Origin of the sequence: Pseudomonas sp. S30 (assembly GCF_016518545.1) — a bacterium.
In the GTDB taxonomy this organism is placed as follows: domain Bacteria; phylum Pseudomonadota; class Gammaproteobacteria; order Pseudomonadales; family Pseudomonadaceae; genus Aquipseudomonas.
Window position 1 is genome coordinate 133,759 of the sequence record NZ_JACVTO010000010.1, and the last position, 23,018, is coordinate 156,776.

At 67.3% G+C, this 23,018-nt stretch carries 23 protein-coding genes; 12 read left to right on the top strand and 11 right to left on the bottom strand.

Features of this window, described 5'->3' with window-relative positions:
* Positions 1-173 precede the first annotated feature (173 nt).
* Positions 174-1,109 carry an AraC family transcriptional regulator gene (locus IAE34_RS13380; protein WP_200139434.1) on the bottom strand — a complete coding sequence of 312 codons (936 nt, stop codon included), beginning with the start codon at positions 1,107-1,109 and terminating at the stop codon, positions 174-176.
* A gap of 101 nt (positions 1,110-1,210) precedes the next feature.
* On the opposite strand from IAE34_RS13380, the gene IAE34_RS13385 reads away from it, so the two are divergent.
* The 5 genes from IAE34_RS13385 to IAE34_RS13405 are packed head-to-tail and all read left to right on the top strand — an operon-like array spanning position 1,211 to position 5,646.
* Entirely contained in the window at positions 1,211-1,771 is a 561-nt protein-coding gene (locus IAE34_RS13385) for a carboxymuconolactone decarboxylase family protein (RefSeq protein WP_200139435.1), read from the top strand.
* A gap of 45 nt (positions 1,772-1,816) precedes the next feature.
* Positions 1,817-2,881, top strand: a complete 1,065-nt coding sequence (locus IAE34_RS13390; protein WP_200139436.1) for an acyl-CoA dehydrogenase family protein — start codon at positions 1,817-1,819, stop codon at positions 2,879-2,881.
* Positions 2,878-3,699 (top strand): ABC transporter ATP-binding protein, encoded by an 822-nt coding sequence (locus tag IAE34_RS13395; protein ID WP_200139437.1) that lies wholly within the window; start codon positions 2,878-2,880, stop codon positions 3,697-3,699. Before IAE34_RS13390 ends, IAE34_RS13395 begins: the two co-directional genes overlap by 4 nt.
* Positions 3,686-4,891, top strand: coding sequence for an ABC transporter substrate-binding protein (locus IAE34_RS13400; RefSeq protein ID WP_200139438.1), 1,206 nt, complete (start codon positions 3,686-3,688; stop codon positions 4,889-4,891). The genes IAE34_RS13395 and IAE34_RS13400 overlap by 14 nt, the downstream gene beginning before the upstream one ends.
* The gene (locus IAE34_RS13405; protein WP_200139439.1) at positions 4,891-5,646 is read left to right on the top strand and encodes an ABC transporter permease; all 756 of its coding nucleotides are present in this window, start codon (positions 4,891-4,893) and stop codon (positions 5,644-5,646) included. Before IAE34_RS13400 ends, IAE34_RS13405 begins: the two co-directional genes overlap by 1 nt.
* Positions 5,647-5,697: 51 nt before the next feature.
* Here the strand turns inward: IAE34_RS13405 and IAE34_RS13410 are convergent, their stop codons facing one another.
* Positions 5,698-6,960 (bottom strand): D-amino acid dehydrogenase, encoded by a 1,263-nt coding sequence (locus IAE34_RS13410; protein ID WP_200139440.1) that lies wholly within the window; start codon positions 6,958-6,960, stop codon positions 5,698-5,700.
* 103 nt (positions 6,961-7,063) lie between these two features.
* On the opposite strand from IAE34_RS13410, the gene IAE34_RS13415 reads away from it, so the two are divergent.
* Positions 7,064-7,933: a LysR family transcriptional regulator gene (locus IAE34_RS13415; RefSeq protein WP_200139441.1), complete on the top strand. Its 870-nt coding sequence runs from the start codon at positions 7,064-7,066 to the stop codon at positions 7,931-7,933.
* A gap of 14 nt (positions 7,934-7,947) precedes the next feature.
* Here IAE34_RS13415 and IAE34_RS13420 read toward each other — a convergent pair whose 3' ends face one another.
* Entirely contained in the window at positions 7,948-8,787 is an 840-nt protein-coding gene (locus IAE34_RS13420) for an EcsC family protein (protein WP_200139497.1), read from the bottom strand.
* Between the two features lie 187 nt (positions 8,788-8,974).
* Between IAE34_RS13420 and IAE34_RS13425 the strand changes: the two genes are divergently transcribed.
* The 5 genes from IAE34_RS13425 (at position 8,975) to IAE34_RS13445 (ending at position 12,102) form a co-directional block, all read left to right on the top strand.
* Positions 8,975-9,361 carry a DUF7673 family protein gene (locus tag IAE34_RS13425; RefSeq protein WP_200139442.1) on the top strand — a complete coding sequence of 129 codons (387 nt, stop codon included), beginning with the start codon at positions 8,975-8,977 and terminating at the stop codon, positions 9,359-9,361.
* A gap of 108 nt (positions 9,362-9,469) precedes the next feature.
* Entirely contained in the window at positions 9,470-9,691 is a 222-nt protein-coding gene (locus IAE34_RS13430) for an MbtH family protein (protein ID WP_200139443.1), read from the top strand.
* 3 nt (positions 9,692-9,694) lie between these two features.
* A complete protein-coding gene (locus tag IAE34_RS13435) occupies positions 9,695-10,414 on the top strand; it encodes a thioesterase II family protein (protein ID WP_200139444.1) in 720 nt (239 codons plus the stop codon).
* Between the two features lie 60 nt (positions 10,415-10,474).
* Positions 10,475-11,026, top strand: a complete 552-nt coding sequence (locus IAE34_RS13440; RefSeq protein WP_200139445.1) for a hydrolase — start codon at positions 10,475-10,477, stop codon at positions 11,024-11,026.
* Complete coding sequence (locus IAE34_RS13445) at positions 11,023-12,102, top strand: DUF1615 domain-containing protein (RefSeq protein WP_200139498.1); 1,080 nt, start codon at positions 11,023-11,025, stop codon at positions 12,100-12,102. The genes IAE34_RS13440 and IAE34_RS13445 overlap by 4 nt, the downstream gene beginning before the upstream one ends.
* 22 nt (positions 12,103-12,124) lie before the next feature.
* On the opposite strand, the gene IAE34_RS13450 is transcribed toward IAE34_RS13445, so the two are convergent.
* The 7 genes from IAE34_RS13450 to pnuC form a co-directional block, all read right to left on the bottom strand.
* Entirely contained in the window at positions 12,125-13,639 is a 1,515-nt protein-coding gene (locus IAE34_RS13450; RefSeq protein WP_200139446.1) for an MDR family MFS transporter, read from the bottom strand.
* Positions 13,629-14,768: an HlyD family secretion protein gene (locus IAE34_RS13455; RefSeq protein ID WP_200139447.1), complete on the bottom strand. Its 1,140-nt coding sequence runs from the start codon at positions 14,766-14,768 to the stop codon at positions 13,629-13,631. The genes IAE34_RS13450 and IAE34_RS13455 overlap by 11 nt, the downstream gene beginning before the upstream one ends.
* On the bottom strand, positions 14,765-16,219 hold the full coding sequence (locus tag IAE34_RS13460) for a TolC family protein (protein ID WP_200139448.1): 1,455 nt from the start codon (positions 16,217-16,219) through the stop codon (positions 14,765-14,767). The genes IAE34_RS13455 and IAE34_RS13460 overlap by 4 nt, the downstream gene beginning before the upstream one ends.
* Positions 16,220-16,324: 105 nt before the next feature.
* The gene (locus IAE34_RS13465) at positions 16,325-17,050 is read right to left on the bottom strand and encodes an AraC family transcriptional regulator (protein ID WP_200139449.1); all 726 of its coding nucleotides are present in this window, start codon (positions 17,048-17,050) and stop codon (positions 16,325-16,327) included.
* 144 nt (positions 17,051-17,194) lie between these two features.
* Positions 17,195-18,421: an MFS transporter gene (locus IAE34_RS13470; RefSeq protein WP_200139450.1), complete on the bottom strand. Its 1,227-nt coding sequence runs from the start codon at positions 18,419-18,421 to the stop codon at positions 17,195-17,197.
* 193 nt (positions 18,422-18,614) lie between these two features.
* Positions 18,615-19,139, bottom strand: coding sequence for an AAA family ATPase (locus tag IAE34_RS13475; RefSeq protein ID WP_200139451.1), 525 nt, complete (start codon positions 19,137-19,139; stop codon positions 18,615-18,617).
* The gene (pnuC, locus tag IAE34_RS13480) at positions 19,136-19,702 is read right to left on the bottom strand and encodes a nicotinamide riboside transporter PnuC (protein ID WP_200139452.1); all 567 of its coding nucleotides are present in this window, start codon (positions 19,700-19,702) and stop codon (positions 19,136-19,138) included. Before pnuC ends, IAE34_RS13475 begins: the two co-directional genes overlap by 4 nt.
* 160 nt (positions 19,703-19,862) lie before the next feature.
* Here pnuC and IAE34_RS13485 point away from each other — a divergent pair, with 160 nt between their 5' ends.
* A complete protein-coding gene (locus IAE34_RS13485) occupies positions 19,863-21,140 on the top strand; it encodes a DUF2599 domain-containing protein (protein WP_200139453.1) in 1,278 nt (425 codons plus the stop codon).
* Positions 21,141-21,204: 64 nt separating this feature from the next.
* Here IAE34_RS13485 and IAE34_RS13490 read toward each other — a convergent pair whose 3' ends face one another.
* Positions 21,205-22,968, bottom strand: a complete 1,764-nt coding sequence (locus tag IAE34_RS13490; protein ID WP_200139454.1) for a DUF2599 domain-containing protein — start codon at positions 22,966-22,968, stop codon at positions 21,205-21,207.
* Positions 22,969-23,018: the final 50 nt, after the last annotated feature.

The window sequence follows — 23,018 nt, forward strand, 5'->3', positions numbered from 1 at the left end:
GCGAAGTTTAAGCCCTTAGCAAGCTAATTAACAAGTTAGTACATTTTACTTCGAGACAGATTGTCGCAGGTTGTCTTCAGTCGTTTTTCAGCATTAACAAGGGTAACAGCGGCGAAAACATGGCTAAGCTGTCGATATCTGTTTTATTCACTGCCTACGACCAAAGTCGAGCGTCACAGGTGGGCCGGGCGATCAGCGCCCTTTATCTCATGTTGCTTGCGGTAGGCGCCCGGCTGCACCCCCACCGTCTTGGCGAAAGCTCTGGTGAAGGCCGCCACCGACTGATAACCCGCCTGCGCGCCCACCTGCTCCACGGTTTCGCCGCCGCGCAATAAGCGGCAGGCATGGCGCATTCGCAGCGCCAGCAGCACGTGGCCCGGTGACTGGCCCGCCAGCTCGTTGAAGCGTTTGAAGAACGCCGAGCGGGAAAGCCCGGTGCAGGCGGCCATTCGCTCCAGGGTCCAGGCCTGGCCAGGGTCTTCGATCAGGCGTTCCAGCAGCTCGGCGAAGTTGGCCTGACGGGCCAGGGCGATGAGGCCGCCCAGCGATGCGTCGTCCTGGCCATGCTGGCGCAGCGCGTACAGGAACAGCAGGTGCGACAACCGCTCTAGCAGGGTCTGGGAGGGCGCGGGCAAGCGCCGGCATTCCTGCAGGATCAGCTCGAACAATGCCCGTGCAGCGCTGCCGGCCGGATCCTCGGCACGCAGCAGCATGCAGTCGGCCAGCCCTTCGACGATCAACGACGACAACCCTGACTGGAACTGGAAGAAGCCGCACACCAGGCCCACGCCATCGTGCGCATCGGGGTCCAGAGCCTGCATCTCGCGTCGAGGCTGTACACAGGCTTCAGCCGCATCTGCAGCGCCGGACAGGCGATAGGGGACATCGCGCAGCAGGAACACGGCATCGCCGCTGTCCAGGCGCACAGGCTCGGGCTGTGAGTCCAGGTGCAGCCAACAGTGGCCCTGGACCACCAGGTGGAAGCTGGCGCGACCCATGCCCTGGGTGCTGGCATGCCAGCCACCGCAATAGCGGCCCACATGGAACAGGCTGGCGTCGAATTCCAGCCCTTCTAATAACCGATCGACGAGATGGCAGGAAGAAATCATCTAATGCAAGGACTCTGGAGCAAGGAAAAGCGACTGATGAATATGGATGATGCTTCTTATAACCAAGAGACTGTAGGCACACCGTCAACGGAGAGACCTTCATGTCATCGCGCATCACTCTACACACTCTGCAGAGCGCTCCGGAAGCCGCCAGGCCGTTCCTGGAAAACGCCCAGAAGAATTCCGGCTTCATTCCCAACCTGCTGGGGATCCTGGCCAATGCGCCCGCTGCGCTGGAAACCTATGTGACCGTCTCGGCGCTCAATGGCAAGTCCGAGCTGACCCTGGCCGAGCGGGAAGTGGTGCAGTTGATCGCGGCCACCCAGCACGGCTGCGACTTCTGCGTCGCCGGCCATACCGCGGTGGCCTTGAACAAGGCCCGCTTGCCGCAGGAAGTGGTCGATGCGCTGCGCGCCCGTGGCGAGCTGCCCGACGCGCGTTACGAGGCCTTGGCCGCGTTCGCCCGCGAGGTCATCGCCACGCGCGGCAACGTCAGCGACGCGACCTACCAGGCGCTGCGCGACGCAGGCTTCAGCGAAGGCAATGCGCTGGAGGTGATTCTCGGCATCAGCCTGGCGACGCTGTGCAACTTTGCTAATGTGTTCGCCCAGACGCCGCTCAACGACGAGCTGAGCCAGTACCGCTGGCAGCCATCGGCGTGATCAGCACCGGCGCCGCTGGGCCGGCGTCATCTAAGGAGTAGGAACATGCTTGAGAGTGCATTTCGTCACTGGCTGGATGCCAATGCCGAAGCCATCGACCAGGGTCAGTGCGATCCTCACCGGGTCCTGGCCCAGATCGCCGAATCGCGTTTGCTGCGCATCGGCATCGAGCCAGGGCTCGGTGGCTCGGGCGGCGATCTCACCGACGCGGTCGAGGCCATCGCGGCGATCGCCAGCCGTTCACTGGCTTCGGCTTTCGTCTGCTGGGGCCAGCGCGCGTTCATCGAATACCTGTTGCACAGTCCTAACCAGGCGCTACGCGAGCGGCTGCTGGCCGAGCTGCTGAGCGGCGAGCTGGCCGGGGCCACCGGGCTTTCCAATGCCATGAAGTTTCTCTCCGGTATCGAGGCCCTTCAGGTTCAGGCGCGCGCCCAGGCTGACGGCTGGGTCCTCGAGGGCCGCCTGCACTGGGTCACCAACCTGCGCCAGAGTGGTTTCGTGGTGGCGGCGGCGATCGAGGCCGAGGCGGGCCAGACGCCGTTCGTCATGGCCATTCCTTCTACCAGTGAAGGGCTGGAGCGCTCCGAGGACCTGCGCTTGATGGGCCTGCAATCGAGCAGCACGGCGGCCTTGGCCTTCCACCAGGTGGCGCTGGACCGTGGCTGGCTGCTGCACGACAACGCCCGCCAGTTCCTGCCACAGGTACGCCCGGCCTTCCTGGCGCTGCAATGCGGCATGTCCATCGGTTTGGCCCGCCGCGCCTTGGACGAGGTGCGCGAGCACCTGCTGGGACGTGGTTCGTTCCTGGACGAAGCCGAGCAGGTGCTGCGCCAGCGCTTGGAAAATACCGTCGGCGAGCTCAAGCAAGGCTTGCTCGACGGGCGTTTCCTGCAACAACCGGCCGCACTGTTCAAGCTGCGCATCACCTTGGCCGAGAGTGCGGCCGACGCGGTGCAGATGGAATTGCAGGCCAGCGGCGGCAAGGCCTACCTGACCGCTTACGGTGAAGGCTTCGCGCGGCGCTGGCGCGAATCGGCCTTCGTGCCCATCGTCACCCCGAGCCTGGTGCAACTGCGCGCCGAATTGCAGCGCCAGGCGGCCAACGTATGACCCAGGCCCTGCTTCAGGCGCGTGCCATCAGCCTGGGCTACCCACGCGAGGGCGGTTGGCAGGCAGTGCTGGCGCAGTTCGACCTGGACCTGCAACCCGGCGAGGTGGTGACCGTGCTCGGCCCCAGTGGCGTGGGCAAGTCCAGCCTGCTGCGGGTCCTGGCCGGGTTGCAGGCACCCGCCAGCGGCAGCGTGTCGCTGCATGGCCAGGCGCTGCAGGGGCCCCACCCGCGCCTGGCAGTGGCTTTCCAGGACCCCAGCCTGCTGCCCTGGCTGAGCCTGGAGAAGAACGTCGCCTTCGGCCTGGATTTCACCCGTCAGCCCACGCTCGGCGCCGCCGAACGCCGCGCCCGCATCGACCATGCCATCGACGCGGTAGGCCTGGGCCATGCGCGTCAGCAGTATCCCGCGCAGCTGTCCGGCGGCATGGCGCAGCGCACGGCGCTGGCCCGTTGCCTGGCGCGGCAGCCGCAGGTGTTGCTGCTCGACGAGCCGTTTGGCGCGCTCGATGAAGTGACCCGTGCCGACATGCAGCAGCTGCTGCTGCAACTGATCGCCACCCACAACACGGCGGCGGTGCTCATCACCCACGATATCGACGAGGCGCTGCTGCTGTCCGACCGCGTGCTGCTGCTGGGCGATCGTCCAGCACGGGTGCTGGGCCAGTGGTCGATCGATCTGCCCCAGCCACGGGCGCAGCGGGTCGAGGCGCTTGGCGCGTTGCGCATCGACATCCTGAAAACCCTACGGCAGGCGAGCCGCCCCGCTGCATCCTCCCCATTCCCCCTGTCGTCGGAGTCCGTTCATGTGCATGGATGACTGCTGCTCTTCCACTTCGCGTCGCGATTTCATCAAACTCAGCGCCATGCTCACCGCCGCCGGCGCCTTGCCGATGCTGGCGAGCCTCAAGGCGCGCGCCGCCGCCGAGCCGGACGCCCCGGTGCGTATCGGCTACCTGCCGATCACCGACGCCACGCCGCTGCTGGTGGCGCACAACAATGGCCTGTTCGAGGCCGAGGGCATCAAGGCCGAACGGCCGGTGCTGCTGCGCAGCTGGGCGCAGGTGATCGAGGCGTTCATCTCCGGCCAGGTCAACGTGATCCACCTGCTGTCGCCGATGACGGTGTGGGCGCGCTATGGCAGCAAGGTGCCGGCCAAGGTGGTGGCCTGGAACCATGTCGGCGGCTCCGGGCTGACCGTGGCGCCGGACATCACCGACCTCAAGCAGCTCGCTGGCAAGACCGTGGCCATTCCGTTCTGGTATTCGATCCACAACGTGGTGCTGCAGCAGATGCTCGCCGGCAGTGGCCTGAGCGCGGTGTCCAAGCCGGCCTCCGCGCCCTTGGCGGCCAACGAAGTCAACCTGCTGGTACTGCCGCCCTCGGACATGCCGCCGGCCCTGGCGAGCAAGCGCATCGCCGGCTACATCGTCGCCGAACCCTTCAATGCCCTGGCCGAGAACCTCAAGGTGGGACGCGTGCAGCGCTTCACCGGCGATGTCTGGCGCAACCACGCGTGCTGCGTGGTGTTCATGCACGAGCACGACCTGGAGAACCGCCCCGAGTGGTCGCAGAAAGTGGTCAACGCCATCGTCAAGGCCCAGCAGTGGACCCGCGAGCACCGCGCCGAGGCGGCTGCGCTGCTGTCCAAGGCCGGCCCCAACAAGTACACCCCGCACGAGCCGGCGGTGCTGACCAAGGTGCTGGCGCCTCCAGAGGAGGAGCGTGCGGCCTACCTCGCCAGCGGCGCGATCACCCATCGGCAGTGGGACGAGAAGCGCATCGATTTTCAGCCGTATCCATTCCCCAGCTATACCGAGGAACTGGTCAGGCGCCTGAAGAACACCTTGATCGAAGGTGACAGCGGGTTCCTCGCCGGGCTGGATCCTGCGCACACCGCACGCGACCTGGTCGATGACCGCTTCGTGCGCCAGGCCATCGCGGCGGTCGGTGGCCCCTCGGTGTTCGGTATCGCCGACAGCTTCGAGCGCAGCGAGGAGTTCGCGGTCTGATGCGCGGGCATGTCATCCATGCCGCCCTGGGCCTTGCCGGGTTGGCGGTGTTGCTGTTGCTGTGGTGGGCCGGGGTGCAGCTGTTCGGCGAGACAGACGGGCTGTCGGCGCGTTTCTCGCCTCAGGCCACGCTGGCCAGCCTGGTCGAGCTGCTGGCTCACGGCGAGGTCTATGGGCACATTGCGGTGAGCCTCAAGCGCATTCTCGTCGGCCTGCTGCTGGCGCTGCTGATCGGCGTGCCGCTGGGCCTGCTGGTGGGCAGCTACCGGCACCTGGAGGCGGCGACCACACCGGCGTTCCAGTTCCTGCGCATGATTTCGCCGTTGTCGTGGATGCCCGTGGTGGTGATGCTCATGGGGGTAGGGGATCAGCCGATCTACTTCCTGCTGGCCTTCGCCGCGCTGTGGCCGATTCTGCTCAACACCGCCGCCGGGGTTCGTCAGCTCGACCCGCGCTGGCTGCAGCTTTCGCGCAGCCTCAGCGCCACGCGCTGGGAAACCCTGTGCAAGGTGATCGTGCCTGGGGTCATCGGCCACGTGCTGACCGGGGTGCGCCTGGCGATCGGGATCCTGTGGATCGTGCTGGTGCCGTGCGAGATGCTTGGGGTCAGCGCGGGCCTTGGCTACTTCATTCTCGACACCCGCGACCGCCTGGCGTATTCGGAACTGATGGCCATGGTGCTGTTGATCGGCGTGCTGGGTTTTCTCCTCGACGCCCTGGCCCGCGCGCTGCATCGGCGCTGGGTGCATGCCTGAGCGACGTTGCACGCTGCGCTGGCATATCTTGCGCTGCCAGGCCTTTCGGCGCTACACGTTGCGATGCGCAGCGAGGGAGAAGGGCGCCAGGTGCTCGGGCACTCGATCCTCGGTCACTAGCCGAGCCAGGCCTTCGCCGCTGGCACAGGCCAGGGTGAAACCCAGGGGGCCGTGGCCGACATTCAGCCACAGGTTGTCCAGCCCCGGTGCTCGGTCGATGATCGGCTTGCCCTGCGCCGTGGCCGGGCGCAGGCCCGCCCAGGCCTGCACCGGCGCCAGGTCCAGCGCGGGAAAGACCTCGCCGACCTGACGCTTGAGCAGCGCGATGCGGCCCTGCGGTGCCTGCGCGGTGCGTGCGCCCAGGTCGACCATCGCGGCGATGCGCAGGCTGTCGCCCAGCCGCGCATAGAGGATCTTCCGGCTGGCGTCGGTGATGCTGATGCGTGGCAGGGTCACGTCGGCGCCTGGGGAAACGCTCAGGGTGTACCCGCGCAGGGGATAGAGCGGCAGGTCGATGCCCAGGGGCGCCAGCAGCTCGACGCTGGCGATGCCCGAGGCCACCACGAAGCCGTCAGCCTCCAGGCGTTGCTGGCCCAGGCGCAAGGCGGTCAGCCGGCGGCCGCGCCGGTCGAAGCCGGTGACCGTCTCGCCCAGTCTGAACTGCACGTTGTCCATGGCCTGCAAGTGCCGGGCGAGCCCTTCGCAGAACAGCCGGCAGTTGCCGACCGCATCCCCAGGCGTGAAGAGGCCCCCGGCCAATCGTTCGGCCACGTGGACCAGTGCCGGCTCCCTGGCCACGCACTGGTCCGCGGTCAGCCGCTCGAAGCGGGCACCGAGGTGCTGCTGGCGTTCCAGCGCCCTGGCGCCAGCCTCCAGGGATGCCGCGCTGCGATGGATGATCAGCTTGCCGCTGCGGCGCAGGTCGAAGTCCAGAGGGGTGCACTGCAGCAGTTCGGTCAGCAGGGACTGGCTGCGCATCGACAAGCCAAGCATTTCGCCGAAGGTGCGTTGCACCCTGGCCCCGGAGCAGGCACGCAGGAACGCCAGGCACCAGCGCCACTGGCGAGGGTCCAGCCGCGGCCGCACGCGCAAGGGCGCCTCGCCACTGAGCAGCCAGCGCGGCAAGTGGCCCAGCACCGAAGGGTCGGCCAACGGCGCGACATTGTTGTAGCTCAGCTGACCGCCGTTGGCGAAGCTGGTTTCCCGAGCCACGTCGCAGTGTCGCTCGACCAGGGTCACCTGCACCCCGCTGCGGGCCAGGTAGAACGCGCTCGACAGGCCGATGACGCCTGCACCTATCACCACCACATGCATGACCCGTGCTCCTCGATGATCGCTGTGGCCGGCAGTATGGGCAGTTGCGGATCATGCCCGCCAAGGCCTATAACGGCGGTGTCCATAACCTGAGGCTATGACCATGCGCCTGCGTCACATTGAACTGTTCCAGGCTATCGTGCGCACCGGCAGCCTGACACGGGCGGCGCAGGCCTTGCACATCACCCAGCCGGCGGCCAGCAAGTTGCTGGGCCACGCCGAGGCGAGCCTGGGCTTCAGCCTGTTCGAGCGGGTCAAGGGTCGCCTGCAGCTCACCCATGAGGCGCAGGTGCTGATGCCTGCGGTCGACAAGCTCTACCGCGACCTGGACGACGTGCGCCGCCTTTCCCAAAGCCTGCGTGGCCAGATGACCGGTACGTTGCGGGTCGGATGCATTCCTACCTTGGGGCTGAAGGTGCTACCGCGCACCCTGGCCGAAAGCCAGCGCGACGACCACGATGTGAAGCTGGAACTGATCACCGCCCACAGCGGGCAGCTGGCCGAGGCGCTGTTGGCGCGGGAGATCGCCATCGCCTTCATGTTCGACGCCGTGCCACGGCCCGGGCTGAAGGTGATGACCCTGCACGAGACCGAACTGGTGTGTGTCGATGGCAGCGGCGACCCGTCACCGGTGACCCTGCAAGACCTCGATGGGTCCCGCATAATCGGGCTGCCGGCGGCGGACACGCTCGGCGAACGGGTGCGACCGTGGCTCGGTAGCGCACACAGCGGTGTCCAGGTGCAGACCTACTATGTGGCCTGCGCGATGGCGCAGGCAGGCGCGGGGATTGCCTTGATCGATGCCTACACCGCCGATGCCTTGCTCAGGCCCGGCGAGCATGCGCGACCGCTCAAGCCCAGGCTAGCCCTGAGCCTGACCGCCGTCGTGCGCGAGGATGCCGCGCTTTCCCGGCTGGAACGGGCGTTCATCGACCGGGTAGCCGCCTTGGCGGCAGAGGTGCCGACACCCTGAACGCACATTCGTGGTCATCGCACAGGCATCTGGCACAGCTCGGTGTAGGCCTGCTTGACCTCATCGAAGCCGTAGCGTGCTTCCAGGCGCTTGACGATGAAATGCCCTCGCGCCATATCCTGGTAGAAGCGGGTGAACAGGGTGTTGATGGTAGCGCCGCTGAGCGCGCCGATCACCGGCACGGCCTGGGCCGCGAACTTGCTGGAAATGGTCACGCCGAAGCGGGTCGCGACTTTCTCGATGAGCAATGCCAACCATTTGCCAGCCTGGGCCGGGTTGAGGTTCTTCACCACCGACGCGCCCTGGCGTACCACCAGTTCGCGCGACAGGTGCTGCAAGGTGCGGCTGGTGAAGGTGCGGGTCAGGTAGTAGCCGGTTTCGGCAGCATCGTCGCTGTCGTTGGGGCCGCCCAGCGCGAATACTTCGATGCAGGCCTGCTTGGTGGCCATGTCGGTGAGGTCGAAGCCCTCGCTGCGGGCGATGTCGGCCACCGCGCGCATCATCAAGGTGGTGGATACAGGCAGCTCGACGAACAGCGCAGGCGCGCCGAAAGCGCCGCCCAGGGCACCGCTGGCGGCGGCGTAGAAGGTATGCAGTCGCGTCGAGGCCGCCGTTTTCGGCCGGTTGTCCAGGCTCCACAGCGCCGCTTCGGCCGAGGTGTGCAAGGCGGCCTTGACCGCGCCGTTGATGCGCTTGGCCAGCGGCCCTGGCAGGACTTTCACGGCGCCCTCCAGGGGAGAGCCGACCAGTGCGGACAGTTTCGCGGTGAGCGAGGGCGATTCGAGCAGCGCGACGGCGCGCTTGAGGTCGTTGTAGTCGTCGGGATGGTCTTGGATGGCCAAGGCAGTCTCCAGGGCAGGCAGGGCAGGGCAACAGAGTGTCGAACATCCGACCATCGGCCGCGAAGTTTTACGCCCGTGCGCTCGCCCAGGCCTGCGGCAAATTAAATTCGCGCCACGATGCCACTTTTTGCGCCCTTCGACACTCCTAGCCGCACCGGGCCTCTTTTCGACATGGCCCGGGTTGTCAGAGGATCTATCGATGGGCCTGTCGCCATCCGTGCAGCCATTGGGCTGCCGAGCCCCCGCTGGAGGGGCCTGCACCACGCCGGTGGAAATGGGAACCACCACGCGAATGGCATTGGAACGCCTGCTCGACATCGCCCTGGGCACGGACGCCCAGGCCCGCCGCGCCAGTGATTTCCTGCTGGCCTGGTGGGATCCGGACCTGCACGGAGGCTTCGCCCTCAGCGACCTGTGGTCGATGGACGACGACACGGCGCGCGCCTGCGTGCTGGTTTTCGCCTGGGTCGCGGCCAACCGGGCCCACCCGCGACAGATCGGCTACGGACCGCAGTTCGAAGTGCTGTTCTGCGGCGTGGAAGAAGTCGGATGGCTGAGCATGGAGGCCACACGTTCCCTGGCGTGAACCCGTCCGGTGAACGCTCGCGTAATTTTCCACCGCCTGCCTTCGTTTCCCTGAGAGCTGCCCTGCGTCCAACCGGACCGGGCCACCATCATCCCAAGGAGACAGGCAATGACTTCCGTATTCGACCGCGACGACATCGAGTTCCAGGTTGTGATCAACCATGAGGAGCAGTATTCGATCTGGCCGGACTACAAGGCGATTCCCAATGGCTGGCGTGCGGTCGGCAAGAGCGGCCTGAAGAAGGACTGCCTGGCCTACATCGACGAGGTGTGGACCGACATGCGCCCGTTGAGCCTGCGCCAGAAGATGGCCGAAGCCGCGGCGCAGTAAGCGGTGGCTGCACTCAACCTGCTGTGCCTGCCTTATTCGGGCGCCAGCGCCATGGTCTACAGCCGCTGGCGGCGCAAGCTTCCGGCCTGGCTGCAGGTACGCCCGGTGGAATTGCCCGGGCGCGGCGCACGCCTGGCCGAGCCCTTGCTCACCGACATGCAGGCCCTGTCCCGGCAATTGGCCAACGAGCAGCGGCTGACCGCCAATGCGCCCTATGCGCTGCTGGGTCACAGTATGGGGGCGCTGCTGGCCTTCGAACTGGCCCATGAGCTGCGGGCGCTGGGTTGTCCGCCGCCGGTCGCGCTGTTCGCCTGTGGCACCGCCGCGCCCACTCGCCGCGAGGCCTACGATGGACCGCACTGGCGCGAACCGCGCAGCGACGCCGAGTTGATCGACGAACTGCGCGAATTGCAGGGCACGCCCGAGGACGTGCTGGCCAACGAAGAGCTGATGAGCCTGACCCTGCCGGTACTACGCGCCGATTTTCTGTTGTGCGGCCGCTATGTCTATCGGCAGCGTGCGCCCTTGCAGTGCCCGTTGCATGTGCTCGGCGGGGTGGAGGATCGCGCCACCGATGAGCAGTTGCTGGCCTGGCAGGGCGAAAGCCTGGGCGGCTTCTCCATCGAGCGCTTCCCGGGTGGGCATTTCTTCATCCATGAGCATGAGGATCGGGTACTGGCGGTGCTCACGGCTGCGCTGCAGCCGCATCGGCTGACGGCATGATTGACGTGGCCGTTGTCCTGCGGGAGGCTGAGCGCTTTCCCAAGGACAAGGGCCGTCCCCATGCTGATCGATCCCCAACAGGCCACGCTGCTCGTGGTCGATATCCAGGAACGCCTGATCGGCGCCATGAGCGATCCGCGCGGCACCCGTGAGCGTGCGCGCTGGCTGCTGGCCGCCAGTGCCGAACTGGCCCTGCCGACGGTGATCTCCGAGCAGTACCCCAAGGGCCTGGGGCCGACCCTGGCCGAGCTCAGGGCCGTGGCTCCCGAAGCCCAGGTGGTGGAAAAGCTGCATTTCTCCTGCGTGGCGGCCGATTGCCTGCCGGCCAGCCTGCTGGCCCGCGAGCAGGTGATCGTGTGCGGCATGGAAACCCACGTCTGTGTGTTGCAGACCGTGCTGGGGCTGCTCGGGCTCGGCAAGCAAGTGTTCGTGGTCGAGGATGTCTGCGACAGCCGCTCGCCGGCCAGCAAGGCGGCTGGCCTGGCACGCATGCGCGACGCCGGGGCGCAGATCGTCAATGGCGAGATGGTGCTGTTCGAACTGCTGGGCAGCGCCAGCCATCCGGCCTTCCGTCACATCAGCAAGACGTTCCTGGTAGGGGAGCGCTCCTGAACCGCGCGCTGCTGGCCGGCGGCGCGCTGCTGGCACTGCTCCAGGGCTGCGCCGGCCATCGCCAGCAGGCGCCAGCCGCCGACCCGGCACAGGTGCGCAGCGAGCTGCTGCGTCTGCTGCCGTCCAGCCTCGCCGATCGCCAGGGCTGGGCCGAAGACATCCAGGTGGCCTTCACGGTCCAGGGCCTGGAGCCTTCGCGCAGCAACCTCTGCGCGGTGCTGGCGGTGACCGAGCAGGAGTCGACCTTCAGTGCCGACCCGCAGGTGCCCGGCCTGGGCCGTATCGCCCGCGAGGAAATCGACCGCCGCGCCGCGCGTGCGCACATCCCCCGCTTGCTGGTCGATGGCGCACTCGCAACCCGCTCGGCCAATGGCAAGACCTATCAGCAGCGGTTGCTAGCGGTGCGCAGCGAGGGGCAGCTGAGCGCACTGTTCGACGATTTTCTGGCCGGCCTGCCGCTGGGCCAGGCGCTGCTCGGTGGGTTCAACCCGGTGCGCACCGGTGGGCCGATGCAGGTCAGCGTCGATTTCGCCCAGCGGCATGCGCAGCAGTACCCCTACAACCCTGCTGGCAGCCTGCGTCAGGAGGTGTTCACCCGTCGCGGCGGCCTGTACTTCGGCATCGCCCACCTGCTGGGCTACCCCACCCATTACGACCAGCCGCTGTACCGCTTCGCCGACTACAACGCCGGTTGGTACGCCAGCCGCAACGCCGCGTTCCAAGCCGCATTGAGCCTGGCCACCGGTGCGTCCCTGGCGCTCGATGGCGACCTGATCGCTCCTGGTGCCTTGCTGCCCGGCACCACCGAGCGGGCGGCGCGCAGCCTTGGGGTGAAGCTGGGCCTGCGCAATCCGCAGATTCGCAGCCAGTTGGCCGAGGAAAACAGCCTGGACTTCGAAGACAGCGCGCTGTACCGCGGGGTATTCGCCCTGGCCGAGGCCAAAGCCGGCAAGCCGCTGCCACGTGCGGTGCTGCCCGGCATCGTGCTGCACAGCCCGAAGATCACCCGTACCCTGACCACCGCCTGGTTCGCCGAGCGGGTCGACGGCCGCTATCAGCGCTGCATGCAACGTTGAAGGCGTGCGTGCCCGGCCGCGCTCAGCCGGTGCGTCGGGTGCGCAGCAGCAGGGAGGCGAGGGCGCAGGCGCTCAGCGCCAGGCAGGCGAGGAAGAAGGCGTCGCTGTAGGCCATCAGGTAGGCTTCGCGGCGCACCGTGGCGGCCAGCGTATCGAGCATCTGCTGAGAATGTTCCAGCCAGGTCGGTATGGCCTGGCCGATCCGCTCCTGCACGCCCGCACTGAACGGCGTCACCTGCTCATGGATGCGCGCGCTGTGCACCCGCTCGCGGATCGCGACGATCTGCGTCAGCACTGCGGTGCCGATGGCGCCACCGAGATTGCGCAGCATCGAGAATACCGCCGAGGCCGAGCCGGCTTCACGCTTGTCCAGGCCGGCCACCGCCAGCACCGATAGCGCGACCATGATGAAGGGCTGGCCGATGCCACGCACCACCGTGGAGGGGATGATCACGTTGTCGGCGCTGTCGGCGCTCAGGCTGGCGCCCAGCCAGCAGCCCAGGGCCATGATCAGAAATCCGCTGGCGACCATGAACTTGGCGCTGGTCCAGGCCATCAGCCGCGGCATCAGTGGTGCCAGCAGCAACTGCACCATGCCGTAGGCGATCAGTGCCACGCCCACGTCGCGGGCGCTGAAGCCCTGCAACTGCGACAGGTAGTTGGGCACCAGGAACACCAGCCCGAACGTGGCAGCGCCAAAGATGAACATCGCCACGCTGGCCACGCCGAAGTTGTAGTGCCCCAGCAGGCGCAGGTTGATGAACGCGCGCCTGCCGAACAACTGGGTGTGCACGAACACCGCCAGCGCGACAGCGGCGACCAGGCTCATGCCGGTGATGTAGGACGAGCCGAACCAATCCAGGCGTCCGCCTTCCTCCAGCACGATCTGCAAGCCGCCCAGGCCCACCACCATCGCCGAAATACCCAGCCAGTCGCCTTTGCGCAGCAGTTCCAGGCGCAGAGGGCGCGCCGGGATCGACCAGGCGATGGCCGCCAGCAGCGCGATGCCCGGTATGAGTTGCAGGTAGAAGATCCAGCGCCACGAATACAGGTCCGTCAGCCAGCCGCCCAGCGAGGGTCCAGCGGCCTGGGCGACGCTGTTGGCCAGGCTGAACAATGCCATGCCCATGGGCATGCGACTGGCCGGCAGCTCGGTGATGATCAGCTGGAACGACAAGGGGATGAGCACCGCACCGGCAGCGCCCTGGATCACCCGGATGACGATCATGGTTTCCAGGTTGGGTGCCCAGGAGCAGGCCACCGAGGTCAGCAGGAAGATCGACGAGCCGGTCCACATCACCCTGCGCAGGGAAAACACCTCCACCAGCCAGGCGGTGAGCGGGATCATCACGATCTCGGCCACCAGGTAGGCCGTGGAAATCCACGAGCCTTCCTCGAAGCTGGCCCCCAGCGAACCGCGGATTTCCGGCAGGGCGGCGCTGGTGACATGCACGTTCATACCCGCCATGAAACAGCCGAGCAGCCCGCCGAGCACCGCGACCCAGGCTCGCGGCGAAACGCGCTGCTCAGCGTCCATCGGCAGGCTCCGCCCGGGTGTCCACCGTGGTCACAACCGACATGCCCGGCAGCAGCCTGGCACGCTCGGTCGGTTCATCGAGCAGTATGCGCACCGGGAACCGCTGGACGATCTTGGTGAAATTGCCGGTGGCGTTGTCCGAAGGCAGCAGGGCGAAGACGTTGCCCGAGGCCGGCGAAAAACTGGCGATGCGGCCGTGCAGGTGGACATCGGCGAAACTGTCGACACGGATGTCCACCGGCTGGCCGGCACGCATGTGGGTCAACTGGGTTTCCTTGTAGTTGGCCACTACGTAAGCCTGCTGCACCGGCACCACGGCCAGCAGCGGCTGGCCGGGTACCACGTACTGACCGGCGCGCACGCGGCGCTGACCGACCACGCCCGCCAGGGGTGCGCGAATCACCGTATCCTGCTCGTCCTGCTCGGCCAGGGCCTGCCGGGCGCGCGCCTGCGCCAGGGCCGCCTGCTGCTGTTCGAGGGTAGCGTCTACCTCGGCCGCGCGGGCCTGGGCCATCGCCAGTGCCGCGCGGGCTTCGCGGCAGGCCGCTTCGGCGCCGCGCAACTGGGCGGTCGCTTGCGCGGCGCCGGCGCTGGCGCTTTCCAGGCGCTGGGCCGTGGCGGCCTGGTCGCGTACCAGGCCGCGATAGCGCTGCAGGTCCAGCTCGCTGCGGCGCTGCTCGGCGGCGGCGCCCTGGCGGGCGGCTTCGGCCCTGACGATGGCTTCGCGGCGCTGGCCGATACGTTCTGCGGCCATGCGTTGCCGCGCCTGGGCCACGTGCAGCGCGGCCTGGGCCTGGTCGACGCCGGCACGGGCCTGGGCAAGGCGGGCCTGGTAGTCTTCCGAGCGCAGGCGCAACAGCACCTCGCCCGCCCGCACCGGCTGGTCGTCCTGTACCGCGACCTCGGCGACGTAGCCGGCCACCCGTGGGCTCAGGGCCACCCAGTCGGCGCGCACGTAGGCGTCATCGGTGGTCTCCAGGAAGCGTCCCGTGCTCCACCAGTGGCCGGCGAACGCCAGGGCGGCGAGGGCGCCGACAGCAGCGCCGCCGGCCCCCAGCAGGCGCCGCCGGGTCGGACGTGCGGGGGTGACGGCGGCGAGGTTGTCGCCGGGTTCGGTGGCGCTGTTCATGGTCGCTTTTCCGTGTCGGTATGGGTGGGTTGCCAGCGCCCGCCCAGGGCGCGGAACAGGTTGACCTGGGCCTGGGCCACGCGGCCGCGCGCCAGCACTTGCTCTGCGCTCAGGGCAATCACCTCGCGTTCGCTGTCGAGCAAGGCCAGGCCGTCCAGGGCGCCAGCGCGGTAACTGCCGTCGGCCAGTGCATAGGCGCGCTGGCTGTGCTCGCGGGCTGCGTCCAGGGCGTGCAGGTGGCGCCGCTCGCCATCGTAGCGGGCCAGTGCCTGGCGCACGTCTTTCAGCGCCGCCAGGGCCACGCTGCGGTAGTGCGCGAGCTGGCCGTCGGCCAGGGCCTGCGCCTTGCCTACGCGGGCGCGGTTGGCCTTCAAGTTAGGGAACTGCCAACTGATCAGCGGCCCGATGGCGAAGGTCATGGCGCGGCTGCTGCCCAGGCGTTCGAGTCGTTGATCGGCCGCGGTGAACGAGGCGCCGAAGCTGACTTTGGGGTAGAGGTCGGCACGGGCGATGTCGATCTGCAAAGTGGCGGCGCGCAATTCACGTTCGGCCTGTCGCACCTCAGGGCGCCGCTGCAGCAGATGCCAGCCATCGCCAACGGGCAACGGCGCGCTCAGCCTGGGGATCTGCTGGCAGTCCAGCGGTTGGCCAGCGCCGGCCTCACCGCTGAGCAACCGCAGCTCGAGGCCGGCGATTTGCTGCCTGGCTTCGAGCATCGGCAGGCGCGCGCGCACCTGCTCGCGCAGGCCAAGCAGGCGCTCGGTGTCCAGGGCGGTGGCAACGCCGGCCTGTTGCTGGCGTTGCGCCAGGCTCAGGCTGTGCGCCAGGCTGTCGAGCGAGCGACGGGTCTCGACCAGGCTGGTGCTGGCCACGCAGTGGTCGAGATAGGCACGGGTGGTCTGGCTGGCCACCTCGAGGCGAACCTTCTGCAGGGCCGATTCCCCGGCCTGGGCCTGGCTGCGCGCGCGCTCGATGGCAGCGCTGAGTTGCCCCCACAGGTCCACCTGGTAGGCCAGCTCGATCCCCGGGCTGATCTGCCACTGGGCGGGCGCGTGGCGGTCAAGGGCTTCGGCCAGGGTCTGGTCGTCGCTACGCTTGCCATAGGTGGCGGCCACGCTGGATTCGGTCGATGGCCAGCGCTGCGCATCGACCTCGCCGATGCCTGCGAGCAGGGCCTGCACGTTCGCTTCGGCCTCGGCGAGGGTCTGGTTGTGGGCCAGGGCCTGCTCGACCCGGCGCTCGAGCTCGGGGTCGTCGAATAGAACCCACCAGCGCTCGGGCAACGGCGCGCGGTCCACGCCGGCCGGCAGGGTGTCCAGCGGGTCGTCCGCCAGCGCGGCCAACGCCGCTGGGGTAGGGGCCGGTTGCCCGGCGCAGGCCGTGAGCAGGGCGAACAAGGCCGGGGCCAGGCCAAGGCGGGCAGGGTGGACGGGGGCGAAGGTCGGGGGCATCACTCAGGTCACTCGACAAGGAATGATGCCAGCTTATCCAGCGGGCCCCGGCGTGGCTGTCGCAGGTGGGACAACCGCGCGCGTGGAGCGGACCAGCTGCCGGGCTCAGCAGGGCTCGGACGGTGAGTGGCTCGCCAGACCCAGCAGCCATTGGCTGGGGGCGTGGCCAAGGATGCGCTTGAACATGGCAGTGAAGGCACTGGCGCTCTGATAGCCGTGCTCAAGGGCCACGGCAAGCACTGGGCGGCCGGCGGCCAGGTGCGGCTGGCTGAGCATCACCCGCGCCCTGGCGCGCCATTCGCCGTAAGACATGCCCAGCTCGCGCTGGAACAACCGCGCCACGTTGCGCGCGCTCATGTTCAGCTGTTCGCCGCAGGCCTGCAGGCTGAGGTCCTGGGAGGGGTCGTCGAGAAAACGCTCGCACCAGGCCTGCAACCTGCGATGCCGTGGCATCGCCACGAAGCCGTCGATACGCCGCGCGGTACCCAGTTCATGGCGGATCAGGGCACGGGCGTGTTCGCCTTCATGCAGGCCCAGCATGCTGGAGGCGGCGAGGATCAGTTCGCGCAGCAGGCCGGACACCACCAGCAGTTGACAGCGCTCGGCCTGGCGCGCCAGCAGCAGCGTTCGCAGGCACACGGCCCCATGCAGGTGCAGGGCATGGCTGACGCCCGACGGTACCCATAGCGCGTGGCCTGCGGGCACCACCCAGTCGCCGCGCTCGGTGCTTACGCGTATCACGCCATCGGCGGCGTACAGCAGTTGATCCTCGGTATGGCAGTGGCTGGCGATGTGTTCGCCTGCTCTGCAATCCATCTCCAGTGCGTGCATGCTCAGCGCTCCTATTATTGGATCCAATAATACCGTGAGACGCTGCTTGCGGCGTGCCAAGAATGGCGTACTTTTGGCGGAAACTGGCGGAATGTGCCCTCCACGGCACGTTCCAGAGGAATTACTTGCGTTTCAACCGCGTTATCACGCCGTTTGGCTCGCTACGCTGTTGCTGACGTTGCGTCCCAGCACCAGGACGGCGACGAACCCGCAGCCGACCAGCGCGGTGGCCAGGCTCAGCAACACCGAACTGCCCAACTGGTCGACGATGCGCCCCCCGAAGAACGAGCCCAAGGCGATGATGACCTGGAACATCGCCACGAACAGCGGCATGCCTCGCTCCACGTCCTTGGGCGCGACCACGAACATCCAGATGCTGGCGCAGGCCGGGAAGGCGCCGAAGGCGAAGCCCCACAGCGCGATCAGCATCAGCGCCCCGTGCAGGCTGGTGGCGAAGGTGGGGAACAGCGCGGTGCTGGTGCCGATCAGCAGCGCCACCAGCAGCAGGGTATGGCGCACGCTGCGGTTGGCGGCGAAGCCGGCGAACAGATTGCCGACGACTCCGGCCACGCCATAGAGCAGCAGCAGGGTGCCGATGGTCGGCCCGTCGAAGCCGGCACGCTCCTTGAAGAACGGCGCCACGTAGGTATAGGCGGCGAAGTGGGCCAGGCCGATCAGCAGCACCGCGATCAGTCCCACGCGCGCCAGAGGGTTGAGGAACAGCGCCGGCAGGTCACTGACCCGAATGGCCTTGTCGGGTGTGAGTCGCGGCAGCAGCAGGACCTGCGCCAGCAGCACTGGCACACCCACCACGGCGGTGGCCAGGAAGGTCATGCGCCAGCCCATCAGGCCGCTGAGCCAGGTGCCGACCGGCACCCCGAGCACGGTCGCCAGGGTCACCCCGACCATGATGATCGAGGTCGCCTGCGCCACCCCGACGCCGCGTGGCGCCAGGCGACTGCTCAGGGCGATGGCGGTGGCCCAGAAACCACCGATGCTGATGCCCAGCAACACGCGGCCGAGCAGCAGCAGGTTGAAGTCGCTGGCGTAGGCCACCACGGCGTTGGCGACGATCATGTTCAACGTCAGGCCAACGAGCAGGTAGCGCCGATCGAGCGCGCCGATGCTGACCGACAGCAACGGCGCCGCCAGCGCGGCCATGATGCCGGGCAGGGTGACCATCAGGCCGGCGTGGCCGGCGCTGATGCCCAGGTCGGCGGCCACGTCGTTGAGCACGCCCACCGGCAGGAATTCGCTGGTCACCAGGGCGAAGGCACCCACGGCCACCGAGAGGATCGCCAGCCACTGCTGGACGAGGCTTTGCTGCGCATGTTCAGGATGGCCCCGATGGGCCGGGCTTGGACTTGGCATGGTGCAGATTCCGAAAAGACAGTCGCCTGGAGCAGGCGAGGGGGCGGGAAATTGGAAGGCGAGTATAGGGTTGGGGGTCGCGGCTCCCATAAGCAGGACGTTCGATAGTGATCATCAGCGAGATCGATGGATCCCTGGGGTTACCTGTGACAGTGCACCCGCGACCCATGGCCCTTTGCGACGGATTCGCCGCTCAGTGGGCCAGCAGTTGCGCCACCGCCGCCAGCGCCTGGTCGCGGCGCCCGGCCCAGTTGCCGCCGATCACCTGCATGGGCTGGCGGTGCGCCTGCAGCCAGGCCTGGCTGTCGTCGAAGAAGGCCTGGCGCTGGCGCAGGTCGGGCTGGCAGCGCTGGCCGTCGGCGATCCAGTCCACGCCCTGGGGGCTGAGCAGCAGGTGCAGGTCGTAGTGGCGTTGCAGCAGGGCGGGTTCGAGCCAGGCCGGGCAGTCGCCGAACAGCGTGCGGCTCCAGAGGATGTTGCTCAGCAGATGGGTATCGAGCACCAGCAGGGACGGCGCCTGATCCCGTGCCTGGTCCTCCCAGGCCAGTTGCCCCAGGGCGATGGCCGGGATGTCGGCGTAAACGGTGTCACGTTGCTGCACGTCGATGAAGTGGCGCACGTATTCGCCCACCGTCAGGCCGCCGAAACGCGCCTGGATCTCGCCGCTCAGCCAGCTCTTGCCGCTGGACTCCGGACCGCACAGCACCAGGACCTTCATGCGCCGACCAGCGCCGGATCGCGCCGCCATTGCACCCAGCCGCGCACGGCGATCAGGGTGAACAGACCATACAGCGCGGCGGTGAGATACAGGCCTTTGTAGAGGAACAGTCCGACGAAGATCACGTCGACCACGAACCACAGCGCCCAGCATTGCAGGCGCTTTTGCGCCATCCATACCTGGGCCACCAGACTGAAGCCGGTCAGGCCTGCATCCAGCCAGGGCTGGGCGGCATCGGTCCAGTGCGCCATGGCCGCGCCCAGCACGAGGCTGGTCAGCAGGCCGGCACCCAGCCCGCACAGCACCGTCGGCGTGTCCAGCCGCGTGACCTGGCGGGCATCCTCGACCCGGTCGGGACGGGTCCACTGCCACCAGCCATACAGGTTGAGCACCGCGTACACCAGTTGCAGGAGCATGTCCGAATACAGCTTCACGTCGTAGAAGATCCAGCTGTACAGCACCACCATCACCAGGCCGATCGGCCAGCACCAGATGTTCTGGCGCACCGTGAGCCAGACGGCGATGACGCCCAGGGCGGCGGCGAAGAGTTCGAGGCCGGACATCGGCGATCCTTCGAAGGGGAAAGGCGCCGATTGTACCCTGCAAACGGCCGGCGGGTAACGGCCTGGTCGCGCTCGTCGGTCCTGGCATTTCTGCTAGTAGAGGGGTGGCAGGGGCGGCCATACCATCGATTGACACCTGATCCAACGAGGGTTGTCATTCATGAAACGCTCCACTGCGCCTTTCCTCCTGGCCCTGAGCCTGCCGGTGTACTTGTACGCCGGTGTGTCGTGGGCCGACCAATGCGAGACCGTCGCCAAAGAGGTGACCGGCTGGTATGAGAAGACGGTGAACGACTGCGGACGCAACCCGGCCGTCGACTGCTCCGGCGTGATGATTCGCGGCACCAAGCGTGCCGACCCTCAGAAGGGCGAACGCTACGATGTGTGGAATCCCAGCCCGGCTTCGGAGAAATCCGGCGGGGTTTCCGTGTCGTGGATGCGTGCCGACAAGATCGGCTACGAGGACCCAGGTCTGGGCTACACCGACGGGATGATCTTCACCCCGCGGGACTATGTCGCCAAAGGCCAGAAGAAACTCGACGTGTACTGCGCGTTCCCGGTCGATGCCTGGACCGATGACCGTGACAGCCGCGGCTGCGGCGACAACCGCACCACCCAGCGCACCGAGGCCAGCTGCCAGTCGGCCAAGCTGATGAATGCCAGCGACTGGCGCAAGTACTACGATGCCCTCGAGGAAAACAAGGGCGGTCGCCACCGCCGCCAGCGCCAGTGCGCCTTCGACATGAACGGCCGGCTGGAGGCCAGCGAGCGGCGCGATGCCTTTTCGGCCTTCATCAAGGCGCGACAGTCGATCGCCGACACCCGTACCGGACGCGAGGTGCAAACCGAGCTGAGGCTGGTGAGCTGGAAAGCGGACGAGCCGGTGCCGATCGCCGCTTTCTTCTACAGCGAGTCCAAAGGCTTGGGCGCTGCCCAGCGCAACCAGCAGGACTACTACGCCAAGACCGGCAACTGGGTGCCCGTGATGCGCATGGACTTCCCCAGGAATGCCTCGAGCAAGACGCGCTTCTCGTGCGAATCCAACGCGCAGTACCTCAGCGCCGATGGCAAGCGGGCCAACGATACCTGCAGCCGCTACGTCGACAGCGCCGAATGGGTGCGCCGCTACGATCCGGGCTACCGCAAGAATATCTGGACGCTGTCGGTGAAACCGACCCGCTGCGGGCGTAACGTCGACCGCGCCGGGATCGACGCGATGTACGCCGAACTCAAGAGCCGCTACGGCAACGACGAGCGCTGGAAGTCCTACGACAAAGGCTCGCGCAGCAATTCGATGCACACGCAGTTGGCCTGCCACGTGTTCGGCAAGGACAAGGTCGGCAATCCGATCCGCTACAAGTCCACCTACAACCTCGAGCCTGCACGGCCGTTCGTGACCGAGGAGCAGGCCGAGAAAGTCGGCTGCAATCCGGTCTAGACCTGGGCGCTTCGCCCAGGCGCGTTGCCTGGCAGCGCCCCTGGGCTAATGGCGTGAGTCACATTCAGGGGTTGCACTTGGCCGCTTCGGTCTGCGCCACCGAGGTGGCCATCCGGAAAGGCTCCAAATTCCAGTCGGCCTTGCGGTTGTAGAGCTTGAGCAGGCAACCCAATTGCAACTCCATACTCGCTTCGGCCCCCTCCTGCCAGCGTGGGTCGAGGCCTTCCTGGCGGAACAATTCAGCGTAGAGCTGCTTGGTGCTCGCCTGGCGACCCAGCGAAGTGGGGACGACCCGCAATCCGAACAGTGGTTCTTCGCTGCCCTGGGCCTTCAACGGCTGGCCATCGCGCTCCAGCACCGACCAGCGCGTCGATTCGATCAGCCTGCGCACCGGGTTGCAGTTGGCGCTCTGCATCTGCGCCGGCGACAGCACGGGACGCCAGGGTTCCAGTTGCCACTGGCTGGCGTTTGGATGCCGCACGGCCAGGCATTGCAATTGTGCGCGCATGCTGCCTGCATGGATTTCGTCATGCAGCCATTGCGGGCTGTCGCCATAGCGGGCTTCGAGGGCCTCGTAAATGGCGTCGACGTTGGCGGGGCTGAGCTTGACGCCAGGCGCCAGCTTGAGCAGCAGGGATTTCTCGGCACGGCCCATGCCCAGCTCGCCTGGCTTGCGCTCGACCCAGTCGGCCGATGCGACCAGGTCGCCGGGCTGCTGCTGTTGCTGCGGCGTTTGCGGGTCCGGCTTCGGGGCCGGTTCCAGTGCTGCGTCGTCGAGCGCTATCACCTGATCCTTGGGCTCGTAGCTGAACCGCTGGCTGGCGGGTTTGGTGAAGTCCAGGCGCAGGATGGGCACGGCATAGCCTTCGGCATACAGCTTGCGCTGGAACGCCTGGGCAGGCTTCAGGCCCACCGTGGGGCGGGCCTTGCGGGTATCGCCACGGGTACTGGCGACATAGGTGCTGTGCACGTCCCAGACGAACGCATCGATGAACGGCAGGCGTGCGCTGCCGTCCTCGGCCGACGCGCCGTGGGTGTCGTTGCGCAGCAGGAACTCGTTGAGCAGTTCCTTGCGCGCGAAGGCATCCCGGTGCCGGGTGCCCGGGGCCTCATGCACCTGGATCATGGCGTCCCAGTCCGCAGCCTGCTCTGCATTCCACGAGCATTGCTGGACCTGGATGCGGTTGAGGCTGGTGGGGGCCAGAGCAGGGGGCCTGAGGTGGCTGTACTGGGCACGCCATTGTGTCGGCGTGTCGATCTTGCGCAGGTCGCACGAGCCCCAGGCCAGTGCCGCATTGGCATTGGCCGGCGTGGTTGCCGACCGTTGCTGATAACCCTCGGGGCGGGTTTCGGACCAGCGTCCGGCGGCAGCGGCCTGCTTGAAGGCGCCACAGCCCCAGGCCTGTCGATCCGGGCCGGTGAAGCCGTCGAAGCTGTAGATGCACATGAAGCCGGTTTCCATCACCGGTGCCTGCAGCGCGCGAGCGTCCTGCGGGGTGCGCAGGATGAAGCCGGCCGGTCGGATCAGTCGGCTGGTGCTGAGGTCCTTGCGGATCCAGCTGAACGAGGTGGCGCCGGTCTTCAGCGCGTAGGGGCTGTAGTCCCAGGGGTTGAAGGGACCATCGTCGACCATCCGCAGCGTGACTCCGCTGCAATAGTAATGGCCGCGCGGCGCGCCGTCAGGCTGCTTGCAGGCATTGTCGAGACGGTTGTAGTTGTCGTTGATACGCCGGACCGTGTTCTGCGGCGTGTCCACGGCGATCGGCGCGGCGCCGAGTGCGGTGGGCAGGCCCAGCACCAGGGCTGCCGCCAGGCTGTGGGTGTACATGTCGACCTCCCGTTCCAGTTGGAAGGTCAACGTTCGGCCAGGCACGCTGG